Raw genomic sequence first — 12,754 nt, 5'->3', positions numbered from 1 at the left:
CGATTGTTACTGGATTAGCCGAAAAACGTAATAAAATTTTGTATACTCTTTACTTGTTTTCCAAAAAAAAGCTGGCGGTACTCCTTCTTTAAGTTTATTAAAATACTTTCCACAATTTTTTCCGTAGCTATTACTTAAAATCACCTTTTATTACGATGCCCCCTCCCGCCTTCTCTCCAAAAAGGTAATACTCTCAATCACAACTTCAGTTCTATATATTCTCTTGCCTTGTTCATCATCGTAATTACTCGTCTGAATACGCCCTGTAATCCCAACAAGTGATCCCTTCTTACAATATTCAGTTACATTCTCAGCCGATTTTCGCCAAACGACACAATTAATAAAATCGACTTGTTGTTCACCTAAACTATTTCGAAATCCTCTATTCACCGCAATACATATTCTTGCATAAGCAACGCCTTGTTTTGTGTAGTATAATTCTGGCTCCTTTGTCAATCTACCGATTAATACAACTCGATTCATCATAAGTTATACCACCTCACATATTTTTCTTCATTGTAAGGAGAAGTATTTGAATAGTAAAAAGCACAAAATGATATATCCGTAAGTAAAAAGTATTATTTTAGACCTTACAAAACAAAAAAAGAAACCATACATAGTTCAAACATGTATGGTTTCAAAATTTATTACACTTCAGTACAAGATATGTAATATCCTCCGCGAGCCATCTTTATTTCAGCACGGTACATTACATTTTCTAAGTAAAAAGTAATCGGTTTAACTTTACTCTCAAATTTTAGTCTTTCATTGCATTCAGTTGCATATCCTTTAATCGCTGAAGTAATAACTTCAGATGATGGATACGTTAAAGCTTCATCTAGTTCTATGAAAAAACTTTTAGAAAATAGTTTTTTCATAATCCCCTTCTTCTCTTTCATCATATTCCATCTCCTTCAATTCAAGTTGATAACATCCATATTATACCATACATTCAATGTATCTTTGAAAATAAAAAAAACCTGCATTTTTCATGCAGGTTTTTTTTATTAGTCATTTTTCGTAAAGTAAGAAACGAAACGAAGAATTTCTAAGTATAACCAAACTAATGTAAGCATTAGTCCCATTGCAGTGTACCACTCCATATATTTCGGAGCTTGACTACGTACACCATTTTCGATTAAATCGAAATCTAGTAATAAGTTTAATGCAGCAACTACAATAACAACTGCACTAATAATAATACCGATTGTACCACCTTGGTGAATGTACGGAACAGTTACACCAAACATATTTAGTAGGAATACGACTAAATACATAACCATAATTCCGAGTGTTGCTGCCATAACGCCTGTACGGAATTTATCCGTTACTTTTACTACGCGTGTTGCATATAACACTAACATTGCAAATAGAATTGAGATTGTTAGTAATACAGCATTTAAAACGATAGAATCGCCAAATTTCATTGTATAAACTGCTGAAATACTTCCTAACACAACCCCTTCTACCGCCGCATAGATTGGTGCACCAAAAGGTGAAATACGCGGGAAGAACATAGACGCAAATGCGATGATTGCTGCAACGATTAAAGCACCAATTAATACTGGCATCTTCATCGTCCCCTGCATCATCTGTATGTATGAATAGACAGACGTTGCAAGTAGCAAGATAAGCATAATGAACGTTTTGCCTACTGTTCCGCCAATTGTCATCGCAGAAGCGCTTGCTCCCTCTTTACGGAATGCCTCTTTTTTCAACATTGGATTAGATGTTCTCATTTTTTCCCTCCTAAAATAGGTTCTACCAATAGTGTAAAGTTTTTCTCTTTACTTTTCAATATATGCAGCTTGTTTTTATTTTAATCCTTCAACGATGTCTGATAGTTCACTCCATCTTTCCATCTTTTTTTCTAGCTCTTCTTCTGTTTTCTGCTGTGCTTCAGATAATTCTTGTGCCTTTGTGAAGTCCGATCCAACTTTCGCAAGTTCTTCTCCAATTGACTCAATTTTTTCTTCAAGTTCGGCAATTGTATCTTCAATCGTTTCCCATTCACGCTGCTCATTGTATGAAAGTTTACGTTTACGTTGTTGTTTTGGAGCTTCTTCTACTACTTTTTTCTCTTTTTGAACTTCCGCTTTCTCCATAAGTTCTCTCGTTTTTTCCATTTCTAAATAATCTGTATAACTACCTAGGAACTCACGCACTTCGCCTCCGCCAGTAAAGATGAACAGTTCATCTACTACTTTATCTAAGAAGTAACGGTCATGCGATACAGTTAAAACGACACCTGGGAAATCTTCTAAATAATCTTCTAGTACTGTTAATGTTTGTGTATCTAGATCATTCGTAGGTTCATCAAGTAAAAGTACGTTTGGTTCTCCCATTAAAATACGTAATAAATATAAACGTCTTCTTTCACCACCAGATAGTTTACCAAGCGGTGTACCATGTGAATGAGTCGGGAATAAGAAACGTTCTAACATTTGAGATGCACCAATTACTTTTCCATCTGTTGTATGAATAACTTCTGCAATCTCTTTAATGTATTCAATCATACGCTGATTTAAATTCATCTCTTCATTTTCTTGCGTATAATAAGCAACTTTTACAGTTTGCCCAACTTCAATTTCACCACTATCAGGAGATAACTTACCTGCAAGCATATTTAATAGCGAAGATTTCCCGCTTCCATTCGCTCCAATAATTCCGATGCGATCGCCTGGTTTCACGATATGATTAAAGTTGTTTAATACCGTTTTATCACCAAATTTTTTCGTCACATCTTTTAACTCAAGTACTTTTTTCCCAAGACGGCTACCGCTAAGTGCAATATCAACTGACTGTTTTGCAGCTGGCCCTTCTTGGCCCTTTAGCTCATCAAATCGTTGAATACGTGCCTTTTGCTTTGTTGAACGGGCTTTTGCACCGCGGCGGATCCATGCTAGTTCGCGGCGATATAAGTTTTGACGTTTTGATTCTTGCGCAATTTCTTGTTCTTCACGAAGTGCTTTCGCTTCTAAAAACGTACTGTAATTCCCTTCATAACTATACAGTTTTCCATTATCTAATTCGAAAATACGATTCGTCACACGATCTAAGAAATAACGATCATGGGTTACAAGTAATACTGCGCCATTATATCGAGCTAAATATTCCTCTAACCATTCCACTGTCTCATGATCAAGATGGTTCGTAGGCTCATCTAAAATTAATAGATCCGGTGTTTCAATAAAACATTGCGCCATCGCAATACGTTTTTTCTGTCCACCAGATAAATTTCCAACAGTTGCAGTGAAGTCCGTAATTCCTAATTTCGTTAAAAGAGATTTCGCATTTGCATTTGCTTCCCATGCACTCATTGCATCCATACGTTGCTGCACTGCAAATAATTGTTCCTGTACTTTTTCATTACTTGGATCTTTTTCGATATGTAATAGCGCCTTTTCATACTCACGAAGAAGACGAATTAAAGGAGTATCACCATGGAAGACTTGCTCTAGCACTGTTAGTTGTTCATCAAACTCTGGTTGCTGTGATAAATAACTAATTGTATACCCACGAGAATGAGTCATATCACCTGTATCAGGAATTTCTGCCCCTGCAATAATTTTTAATAACGTCGATTTACCAGTTCCGTTTACACCGATAATTCCGGCACGGTGTCCTTCTGCAATACTAAATGATAATCCATCAAATAACGGTTTTTCTCCATATGATTTTGATAAGTTTTCCACAGTTAACATTTTCATATTTGTGCATTCCACTCTTTCATAAATTGTTCAATAAACTGTTCCATATAACGATGACGAACTTCCGCCTCTTGTTTTGCTGCGTTCGTATTCATTAAATCTTTTAATTTCAAAAGTTTTTCATAAAAATGATTTAAAGATGGATCATTATTTTTTCTATACTCTTCTTTCGTCATTTCTTCACGCGGCGGAATAGTTGGGTCATACATTAATCTCCCTTTTGCCCCGCCATATGCAAATGTACGTGCAATTCCAATTGCACCAAGAGCATCTAAACGATCCGCATCTTGAACAATTTCCCCTTCAAGCGACTCAAGTGTGCCGCCATGACCACCTTTATAAGACATATTGGCGATGATATGAAGAACATGTTTACTTTCCTCTTCTTCCACATGTAACTCTTCTAACCAATCAGAAACTTTTTTCATTCCTTCTTCTTCACTTTCATTTAACTTCTCATCTGCCACATCGTGAAGTAATGCTGCCATTTCAATTATAAAACGATTTCCCCCTTCTTGCTCGGATAAAGAAATCGCCAGTTTATGTACGCGTTCAATATGATACCAATCATGCCCACTCGCATCTTTTTCTAAAATATGTTTTACAAAAGTAATTGTTTTTTGAATCTTTTCTTGTTTTGTCATTTTATCTTCACCCAGTTACTTATTGTAACACGCCCGCATTTTTTCATCACATATTTTCTTGTCCGCCCATACACTGAGTGGTAAGCATCATCATGAAGGAGGAATAAATATGTTCTATAATAATCAACCGCCTTATCCAAGGCAACCATTTTACCCTCAACAACAAGAACAAAGATACACAGAACAATACGAAGAACAAGAGTTACAACAGCAAGAACAACAATATGACGAAAACCCATATGCAACAACGCAAAATCAAGAAACTGAATTTCCACAAAATCCATATGAAACACGTCCAAATTATGAATATCCTCAAAATCCATATGCGGTACCACAAAACCAAGAACAACAATATCAGCAAAATCCATATGCAGCACCACAAAACCAAGAACAACCATATCAACAAAATCCATATGCAGCACCACAAAACCAAGAACAACCATATCAACAAAATCCATATGCAGCACCACAAAACCCATACACAACTCAACCACAACAACCGCAATACCAACAACAAATGTATCAACCAAACTACGACGCACGTGTCTCACCACCTAAACCACCAACAATAGATCCAACGCAGCCACAAATTTTACCGCCTGGACCAACATTAGACATTACACAACCACAAATCTTACCACCTGGACCAATTACTGAACCAACACAACAACAAATTCAACAAGTTGTCGGTACACAGTTTTTACCTTTCAAGAAACCCGTACTAGATTTCGTAAAACCATGGGTAGATTACGGTTTAAATGAAGCAAAACATACATCACACGAACACGCATTAACAGAAGTTGCTGCGATTATGTTTTTAGTTGGTAAAGGCTTCAATCCGACGATTGCTCATTATATCGTAGAATCTTGGGAAAAGAATGAGCAGTTTTAAGGGTGTTTATTTTTAAAACATCAAAAATGCCAAATCCCTTATATCACAAAGGATTTGGCATTTTTAAGTATCTAGAACACTCGCTAAGTTTAAGGAGAACTTAACAGACATGCGTCCGGCATAATGCCATGTCCACACCCAAGGATTGGTTACATAAAATAACGTATCTAACATGGGAAGTCTATTGGTCTTTTCCCCTTATAGTAACACTCTCTTCTACTAAGACCTTTTCTTTCTAGGGCCTACAATTAATTTAATCGCTGTTCTTTCTTCATTATTGATAGAAATCTCTTGAAACGCTGGAACAAAAGCTAAGTCAATACCACTTGGAGCGACGAACCCTCTTGCAATCGCAATTGCTTTAATCGCTTGATTTATAGCTCCAGCCCCAATCGCTTGAATTTCCACATTACCACTTGTTCTTAGTACACCCGCTATTGCACCCGCGACTGAATTTGAGCTTGATTTTGAAGATACCTTTAATATATTTTCCATGTAAGTTGCTCCTTCTATTATTTAATCTCTCTTTCGTTACAATTTTAAATATTTTAGCGTATCTTTAATTACTATTCACACCAAAAACAAACGATGCTTCATATGTACATTTATTCTATATTTTCTGACTTCTTCCTGCCCAGCTACACAAATAAAAAAATAAACTAAATAATCTAATATACATACGATTAAATATCATAACTTCACCAAACGATAACATCCATACAGCAAAAGATAATATTGCTTTTTGTCAGACGAAATTAATATAGTAAAGTGAAACTTTACTCAGTGGGGATTTTGTTCATCCCCCAACTAACTTCTTTGCTTTCACTGAATTTTGAGGTGGGGTCTTACCGCTCGGAAAATAGCGGGATAAACGTTTCCTCGTTACTTTAATCCATTTAGAAATCCCATTCATTTTTCTATCAAATTATGAACCTTATCATCTTCAAAAAGTGTTACAGGTAATACCCCAATACTATATTTCATCATTTGAGCACTTTATATTCTAAATCTATCTCCTTTTATAGTACAAGCATACACGCCAATTGTGATTCATTTTCATAAACTATTATGTGTTTTACATTTATTAAGAATAGGAGGTAATATATTGGGTTCATACTATCATTCTTCAAACTCGTATAAAAAATGCTCATGTAAATCTTCTTCCAGTTCAAATAAAAAATGTTCATGTGACCATTCACATAAACGAAGCTGTCCTGCATACGGAACTTTTTGGCAAACTGAATTTATAACTGTTCCTTTTGGAAACCCTTTTCCATTTAATCACGTTGGACCTTTAGCAGGAGGCGTTTCCTTACTAAACCCTACTACTATACAATTTAGACAAGCTGGTGATTATAGAGTTTCGTTCATTTCCAGTATTAATACTACTTTAAATCCTGTATTTCCACATATCCCAGTCATAACTATATTTTTAAATAACAATCCACTTGCTAATAGTCAAGGTGACTTCGCTATTCAAATGAATACTTCATCAAATAACGAATGTCTTCAACTCGTTGGCGAAACGATTGTTACAGTGCCAGCTAATTCAACTCTTCAACTTAGAAATAATAGTGGCTTTAATCGTCAAAGTATTGTAACTTGTGACAATGGTATAAATTCAGTTGAATTAACAGTTACAAAACTAAGTTAATATTATTTCTTCACATTCAGATGCTATTTCAGCATCTTTTTTTATTGAATGCTCTTTTTTCTTCAAGTTCTATTCTCTCTCTTATAGAACTTAATTCCCCTTTTCACTGTAATAAAAAAGAAAAAAGTGCAGAATTTTTTCTAACACAAGATTTCTGCACTTTTATATTATACTTATTTATTCTGCCTTATTTCTCCACATAAACCGACTTAACAATTGTACGATTATACGGTTGTCCTTCTTTATTCATCCCTTTTATATCCATCGTAACGTTATATACTCCTGGTTGCTTAATGTCCTTTAAAGCACCTGTAAATGTATTTGTATTAATATTTTTTGATTCATTAAATTCAGATACTAACTTTCCTTCTTTATTAACGACTCTTACCGTTATGGAAAGATCCCCTTTTATTTCTGGTGCCGCAGGTGATTTTTTAAGTTTATATTCTGGCTTATTTACTTTAACCTTTGTTGGCATTTGAAGAATGAATGGCGCATTATTCTTGTAATCGCTTACGATTAAATATGCATCTTTCGACTGCTTCGCCATCATTTTAACTTTCCATTCGCCTACTTCCAATTTATCAAACTTAAATGTTCTAATTGTCGCCCCATTAAAGAAAGATTCACCTTCACCAGTAGTTATAGCGCTATCTTTGTTTGCATAGATTTTTCCTTTTGGAGATACCATTTGTACTTCTACATCAGAAGAAGCAGTTAGTACAGAAACTATTCCTTCAGCCTTTTTATCAACAGAAATACTTTGCTCTATCCACTGATTTTGTGGTAATTCGCCTCCTAAAATATTTTGATTTGAAGTTGTATTTAATTGTTCTAGATTTTCATTTGAACTAGTGCTGGATGCTACTAAAGCTGGTAACCCCACATTTGTCGTACGTAAATATGGTTCAATTCGTGCAAAAACAGCTGATCCTTTTCTTATATTGTCATGATCAAATCTTGAATCTGTAAATAAATGTGTACCGTACGATAGCTTCGCACTCCATTCATTTACTAGTCCATCATTTGAACCGTACGACGATAAATATAACCCGCCCATAGATAATGCAGAAAATGTTGGCCCCCAGCTAGTCCCAGTAGCCGTATAGTAACGGTTTAATTTAGCTGCTGGGTTGTTATCTATTGTTGAACGAAACTTTGCCATTTCACCTATTTGTAACGAATACGTACCATCATCTTTTTGACCTAATATAGAAGCAAGCCACCCTGCCCACCAACTATATGATAAATCTGCCAAATTTGAGCCGTGATGCGGTGTAGCAAGTGTAATAACATTTCCAACAAATCGATTCGCACCATATTCAACTAATGCAGCTTGTGTATCAATACCACCTTTACTATGTGCTACAATATTAACTTTTTTACCGAAATGATTATATATTTCTTCAAGTTTTTGTGCTAACAATTTTCCGTTATCCCACTGACTAGCCGAACCTTTCCCAGCAGCATCATATAATTGTATAAACACTGTTTGATAGCCTGCTTTCAAAGCATAATCATACATATCATTTATATCATGATATACTGTCTTTCCATACCAACTATCTGCATTACCATTTCTTCCTTGTACAAAGAGAATTGGTGGTTTATTCTCATCATAATTAGCAGGTTTTTGGCCTAAAAACCATTCTCCAGGTGTGAATACTTCTGTATCAGGAAACCCCTTTCCAAGCTCTTTTACAACTTCTGCCTGTACATTTGTGCTAATCGTTGGAGCCATGATAAAAAATACAATTAGTAAGGCCACACATCTTCTCATCAGTCGCATATTACTCCCCCTATTTTTTTGAAAGAAGGTGTTCTTTATAATATTTTATATTTTCCCTTCCTTAATAATAGCTAATCTTTTATTTTAAAAAGATGTTAGCCCTATTTTTAGAAGGTTACTAGTTGTATACCCTCTTCCTTAACTCTCGTTATTCTCTTTGTTTCTACCTCTTCCTTTTGATAGAATACGACAAAAAAGTTTCTCAATAATTGTTAACTTCGCTACACCCAGATATTTTTTTAATCATTATTGTTTATATAAAGCATACAAATCTTGAAAAAATTTTAGTAAAAAAACATTTTATTACTAGTTAGTTATTTAAAAATATAATAAAGATATGTACTTTCTTTTCATTAAATACAAACTAATTTTAAAGGAGCTTATATTATAAGACTTTCCTACGATTAAAATTTAAACTGAAATTTCCGAATAGATAGTTATATTTCCAGAAACATATATTATGATAATTTTCGTGCACTTGAATTAACTTTTTAGAAGTACTAACCTATCGGTGAGCAGAAGAAAATTCTGTAAAAAGAAAGGAGAATACTTTATGATGACCAAATTACAAAAGGAGTTTTTTAAACGCTTAAAAATTCCTGCAAAAGAAATAACATTTGATGATTTAGATGAAATTCTCTTAAAAATGGGAATGATTCTCCCCTATGAAAATCTTGATATTATGGCTGGTACTATTAAAAATATCTCAAAAGATAACTTAATAGAAAAGTTACTTATTCAAAAACGAGGTGGACTTTGTTATGAATTAAACTCCTTATTGTATTATTTCTTAATTGATTGTGGGTTTCAAGTATACAAAGTAGCCGGTACTGTTTATGATCTGTACGATAATAAATGGAAACCCGATGATGGTCATGTCATTATCATATTAAGTCATGAGAATAAAGATTATGTTGTGGATGCAGGTTTTGCATCTCATCTCCCTTTACATCCAGTACCTTTTAACGGAGAAGTCATATCCTCTCAAACAGGAGAATATCGAATTCGTAAGCGAAATACTCGAAAAGGTACGCATATTTTAGAAATGAGAAAAGGAGCTAACGGAGAATCTACAAGTTTCTTACAATCTGAACCTTCAAACGAATGGAAAATAGGCTATGCTTTCACTGTAGATCCAATAGATGAGAAAAAAGTGAATAATATTCAAAAAGTGATTGTAGAGCATAAAGAATCTCCTTTTAATAAAGGAGCTATCACTTGTAAATTAACTACTTATGGTCACATATCATTAACAAATAAAAATTATACAGAAACCTTTAAAGGCACCAAAAATAAACTACCAATAGAATCTAAAGATTATGCTCGCATTCTTCGTGACTCTTTTGGAATAACGCAAGAGAAATATGTAGGAAAAACACTAGAAAGAGGCTAGTTCACTACAAGTATTTCATAATAAAGCAGATTCTATATTTAGAATCTGCTTTATTTTATATTTCGTTATAATTTAATTTAATTTAATTTTGTTGTTACCCTTTAATTTTCAATTATATACTCATCATCATATTTATCGTATTGTAGCCCTTCCCCTATCTTTGACTCCGTAACTTGATCTCTTAAAAACGGTGCAGCATCCATTTTGCTAGTTGCAATTTCAATTCCATATTTTTTCGTTAAATGAGCTAACTCTATTAAAAACCACTCTCTTCGCAATGTAACTGGAATATCCAATGTTTTTCTTTTCATATATAATAGCACCTCTTTTATTTTCATAGCTTAAAAACATCACTGGATGCACTTATTAAAACTACCTTTCACCGCTAACATCCAATGAAACATTATAGTATATGCATGTCCATTTCAAACGTGCTATCACAAATATGATATTTAAGTTTACATAATTATATTATGTAATAGTAGAAAAGGAAGGCATGTCCCTTCCCCTTCTACTATAGAGATTTAAATTAAGAACATCTTGGTACACCTAAAGCTAAAAATAAACCTGCTACTCCCGCAGTAATCGGTACTTTTAACGTAATAACATCGTCTACCTTCGTTACTAAAAAGTAAGCATTACCTTCTTGTAATATACAAGTTACCAACAATTGAAATTCCATTCAAATCTCCTCCTTTCAATCGATATACTATAATTTATGAAATATCTTTCAAAAAGTAATAGGAAATATATCTATTTTTCTCTATATATAAAATAATCGTTTATAAGTCTAGTAAAAATATTAATTTTCTAAATTTATATAATACGTGTAATATCCAATAAGTTCCTATATAATCAATAAAGAAAATCTTACAAATGGAGGTATGAAAATGGAGGTTTTGAGTAATATTGGTGCAGCTTTATTTTTTATTGCTTTTATTCTTTTAATCTTATGTATCATTTCATTCTTTAAGAAAAATGGAAAAGCAAAACAATATGGTCGTCCTACCGTTATTCTTTTTATGATTTCAATTATATTAATAGTGACCGGTACAACAACATCTGAACACCCGGTCATCGAATTTTTTGCTATTTTAAGTTTCATTCTATTTATATTCTTCCTTGTACTTGCAATATTATCTGTTATTAAGAAGACAGGTGTAGCGAAAAAACAATTTATTATTACAGCCGTATTATTTGTCATTTTTGTTGCGCTATCAGGTATTTCAGCTCCTTCTTCTGAAAAAACGACAGCAACTAGTACAAAAGTCGCATCAAACAATGAAGAACAAAAAGATAGTGAACAGAAAAAAGAGCTAGAAAAGAAAGAGGCGGACGAAAAAACTCAAAAGCAAGAAGATGAGAAGCGTCAAGCCGAGGAACAAGCTCGTAAGCAAGAAGATGAAAAACGTCAGGCTGAGGAACAAGCTCGTAAACAACAAGAAGAACAGAAACGTCTAGCTGATGAACAGGCTCGTAAGCAACAAGAAGAACAAAAACGACAAGCTGAGGAACAAGCTCGTAAACAACAAGAAGAACAAAAACGTCAGGCTGACGAACAGGCTCGTAAACAACAAGAAGAGCAAAAAGCACAGCAAACTCAAACACAACCTGCTTCAGGAAATACTAGTAGTGCATATTACAAAAATTGTGCCGCAGTTAGAGCTGCCGAGAAAGCTCCTCTATATAAAGGACAACCAGGTTATGACTCACATCTTGATCGTGATGGCGATGGAGTTGCATGTGAAAAATAGTAATAAAAAAGAAGCTTCTAATAAGCTTCTTTTTTATTATCAGAAACTATTACGACGAATTCCCCTCCCACTTCCTTTTATAAAATTCATTTTATTATCCTTAAAACTGACACAGAATAAGTGATTTCAATCACTACATAGATGTTAATTTATCGCTATTCTTAATTTAGTTATTACATTCAAACTTTATGGAGGCGTTCATATGAAACATGCATTTACTGAAACTTCTATTGTCGGTGAGATCGTTACACAATTCCCGAAAGCTAGTGATCTTTTTAAATCATATAGAATAGACTTTTGTTGTGGTGGTAATAAACCACTTATTGATGCAATTCATGAAAGAAATTTATCAGCAACAGAAGTACTTACAGAATTAAATACACTTTATAATAATACGAAACGATTAAATGAATCTGAAATTGATTGGAAAAATGCTTCTTATCGTGAATTGATTGATTATGTTATAAATAAGCATCATCGCTATTTAAATGAAGAATTACCACAGTTAAGTCCGTATGTGACGAAAGTATTACGCGTCCACGGAGCAAGTCAGCCTCACTTAGCTCAAATTCATAAGCTATTTCACGAATTAAAGATGGAATTAGAACAACATTTAATTAAAGAAGAAACAGAAGATTTCCCATTAATTTTAGAATTTGAACAAAATCCAATTGAAGAAAACTATGTGAAATTACTTAAAGTAGTAGATGAGTTGGAAAATGAACATAATCACGCAGGCAACATTATTAAAGAGCTTCGTAAAGTTACAAATGACTTTACTCCTCCAGAAGGAGCTTGCGGTACTTATCGACTTGTTTACCAACGTCTTGAAGCATTAGAGTCTGACTTAGTTGAACACATTCATTTAGAAAATAATATTTTATTTCCACGTGCCATTACGAGAGCATAAATAAATTG

At 33.8% G+C, this 12,754-nt stretch carries 14 protein-coding genes; 5 read left to right on the top strand and 9 right to left on the bottom strand.

All coding sequences use genetic code 11. The features are described 5' to 3' along the window. Positions 1–150: 150 nt before the first annotated feature. The 5 genes from N2V79_RS10660 to N2V79_RS10640 form a co-directional block, all read right to left on the bottom strand. Positions 151–486, bottom strand: coding sequence for a single-stranded DNA-binding protein (locus tag N2V79_RS10660; protein ID WP_000982013.1), 336 nt, complete (start codon positions 484–486; stop codon positions 151–153). A 161-nt stretch (positions 487–647) separates the two neighbouring features. Further along, entirely contained in the window at positions 648–902 is a 255-nt protein-coding gene (locus N2V79_RS10655) for a DUF4318 domain-containing protein (protein WP_075716794.1), read from the bottom strand. Between the two features lie 105 nt (positions 903–1,007). After that, positions 1,008–1,739, bottom strand: coding sequence for a Bax inhibitor-1/YccA family protein (locus N2V79_RS10650; protein ID WP_001260655.1), 732 nt, complete (start codon positions 1,737–1,739; stop codon positions 1,008–1,010). 75 nt (positions 1,740–1,814) lie between these two features. Then, on the bottom strand, positions 1,815–3,710 hold the full coding sequence (locus N2V79_RS10645; protein ID WP_000783191.1) for an ABC-F family ATP-binding cassette domain-containing protein: 1,896 nt from the start codon (positions 3,708–3,710) through the stop codon (positions 1,815–1,817). Continuing rightward, positions 3,707–4,354: an HD domain-containing protein gene (locus tag N2V79_RS10640; RefSeq protein WP_069355499.1), complete on the bottom strand. Its 648-nt coding sequence runs from the start codon at positions 4,352–4,354 to the stop codon at positions 3,707–3,709. Before N2V79_RS10640 ends, N2V79_RS10645 begins: the two co-directional genes overlap by 4 nt. Before the next feature lie 109 nt (positions 4,355–4,463). On the opposite strand from N2V79_RS10640, the gene N2V79_RS10635 reads away from it, so the two are divergent. Next, a complete protein-coding gene (locus tag N2V79_RS10635) occupies positions 4,464–5,246 on the top strand; it encodes a hypothetical protein (RefSeq protein WP_161114125.1) in 783 nt (260 codons plus the stop codon). 219 nt (positions 5,247–5,465) lie between these two features. On the opposite strand, the gene N2V79_RS10630 is transcribed toward N2V79_RS10635, so the two are convergent. Continuing rightward, positions 5,466–5,741: a stage V sporulation protein S gene (locus N2V79_RS10630; protein ID WP_327887022.1), complete on the bottom strand. Its 276-nt coding sequence runs from the start codon at positions 5,739–5,741 to the stop codon at positions 5,466–5,468. A 610-nt stretch (positions 5,742–6,351) separates the two neighbouring features. On the opposite strand from N2V79_RS10630, the gene N2V79_RS10625 reads away from it, so the two are divergent. Beyond that, positions 6,352–6,900, top strand: a complete 549-nt coding sequence (locus tag N2V79_RS10625; RefSeq protein ID WP_000536156.1) for a hypothetical protein — start codon at positions 6,352–6,354, stop codon at positions 6,898–6,900. Between the two features lie 187 nt (positions 6,901–7,087). Here N2V79_RS10625 and N2V79_RS10620 read toward each other — a convergent pair whose 3' ends face one another. Then, complete coding sequence (locus tag N2V79_RS10620; RefSeq protein ID WP_327887021.1) at positions 7,088–8,689, bottom strand: esterase/lipase family protein; 1,602 nt, start codon at positions 8,687–8,689, stop codon at positions 7,088–7,090. A gap of 553 nt (positions 8,690–9,242) precedes the next feature. Here N2V79_RS10620 and N2V79_RS10615 point away from each other — a divergent pair. Beyond that, positions 9,243–10,082: an arylamine N-acetyltransferase family protein gene (locus N2V79_RS10615; RefSeq protein WP_227900680.1), complete on the top strand. Its 840-nt coding sequence runs from the start codon at positions 9,243–9,245 to the stop codon at positions 10,080–10,082. Between the two features lie 101 nt (positions 10,083–10,183). On the opposite strand, the gene N2V79_RS10610 is transcribed toward N2V79_RS10615, so the two are convergent. Together N2V79_RS10610 and exsG are read right to left on the bottom strand one after the other, a co-directional pair. After that, entirely contained in the window at positions 10,184–10,393 is a 210-nt protein-coding gene (locus N2V79_RS10610) for a hypothetical protein (protein ID WP_000824206.1), read from the bottom strand. A gap of 218 nt (positions 10,394–10,611) precedes the next feature. Beyond that, positions 10,612–10,764 carry an exosporium protein ExsG gene (gene exsG, locus N2V79_RS10605; protein ID WP_000395679.1) on the bottom strand — a complete coding sequence of 51 codons (153 nt, stop codon included), beginning with the start codon at positions 10,762–10,764 and terminating at the stop codon, positions 10,612–10,614. Positions 10,765–10,972: 208 nt separating this feature from the next. On the opposite strand from exsG, the gene N2V79_RS10600 reads away from it, so the two are divergent. Together N2V79_RS10600 and ric are read left to right on the top strand one after the other, a co-directional pair. Then, complete coding sequence (locus N2V79_RS10600; RefSeq protein ID WP_340719838.1) at positions 10,973–11,836, top strand: excalibur calcium-binding domain-containing protein; 864 nt, start codon at positions 10,973–10,975, stop codon at positions 11,834–11,836. A gap of 202 nt (positions 11,837–12,038) precedes the next feature. Then, on the top strand, positions 12,039–12,746 hold the full coding sequence (gene ric, locus N2V79_RS10595) for an iron-sulfur cluster repair di-iron protein (protein ID WP_090976304.1): 708 nt from the start codon (positions 12,039–12,041) through the stop codon (positions 12,744–12,746). The last annotated feature ends 8 nt before the right edge of the window (positions 12,747–12,754 follow it).

Origin of the sequence: Bacillus sp. CH_70, assembly GCF_038007045.1 — a bacterium.
Classification (GTDB): Bacteria; Bacillota; Bacilli; order Bacillales; family Bacillaceae_G; genus Bacillus_A; species Bacillus_A cereus.
Note: the sequence above shows the minus strand (reverse complement) of the source record. Positions and strands in the feature narration are given on the sequence as shown.

What these genes read in the sequence shown, in the direction of transcription:
- N2V79_RS10660 (WP_000982013.1), bottom strand. Translation starts at nt 486, where the DNA reads ATGATGAATCGAGTTGTATTAATCGGTAGATTGACAAAGGAGCCAGAA.
- N2V79_RS10655 (WP_075716794.1), bottom strand. Translation starts at nt 902, where the DNA reads ATGATGAAAGAGAAGAAGGGGATTATGAAAAAACTATTTTCTAAAAGT.
- N2V79_RS10650 (WP_001260655.1), bottom strand. Translation starts at nt 1,739, where the DNA reads ATGAGAACATCTAATCCAATGTTGAAAAAAGAGGCATTCCGTAAAGAG.
- N2V79_RS10645 (WP_000783191.1), bottom strand. Translation starts at nt 3,710, where the DNA reads ATGAAAATGTTAACTGTGGAAAACTTATCAAAATCATATGGAGAAAAA.
- N2V79_RS10640 (WP_069355499.1), bottom strand. Translation starts at nt 4,354, where the DNA reads ATGACAAAACAAGAAAAGATTCAAAAAACAATTACTTTTGTAAAACAT.
- N2V79_RS10635 (WP_161114125.1), top strand. Translation starts at nt 4,464, where the DNA reads ATGTTCTATAATAATCAACCGCCTTATCCAAGGCAACCATTTTACCCT.
- N2V79_RS10630 (WP_327887022.1), bottom strand. Translation starts at nt 5,741, where the DNA reads ATGGAAAATATATTAAAGGTATCTTCAAAATCAAGCTCAAATTCAGTC.
- N2V79_RS10620 (WP_327887021.1), bottom strand. Translation starts at nt 8,689, where the DNA reads ATGCGACTGATGAGAAGATGTGTGGCCTTACTAATTGTATTTTTTATC.
- N2V79_RS10615 (WP_227900680.1), top strand. Translation starts at nt 9,243, where the DNA reads ATGATGACCAAATTACAAAAGGAGTTTTTTAAACGCTTAAAAATTCCT.
- N2V79_RS10610 (WP_000824206.1), bottom strand. Translation starts at nt 10,393, where the DNA reads ATGAAAAGAAAAACATTGGATATTCCAGTTACATTGCGAAGAGAGTGG.
- exsG (WP_000395679.1), bottom strand. Translation starts at nt 10,764, where the DNA reads ATGGAATTTCAATTGTTGGTAACTTGTATATTACAAGAAGGTAATGCT.
- N2V79_RS10600 (WP_340719838.1), top strand. Translation starts at nt 10,973, where the DNA reads ATGGAGGTTTTGAGTAATATTGGTGCAGCTTTATTTTTTATTGCTTTT.
- ric (WP_090976304.1), top strand. Translation starts at nt 12,039, where the DNA reads ATGAAACATGCATTTACTGAAACTTCTATTGTCGGTGAGATCGTTACA.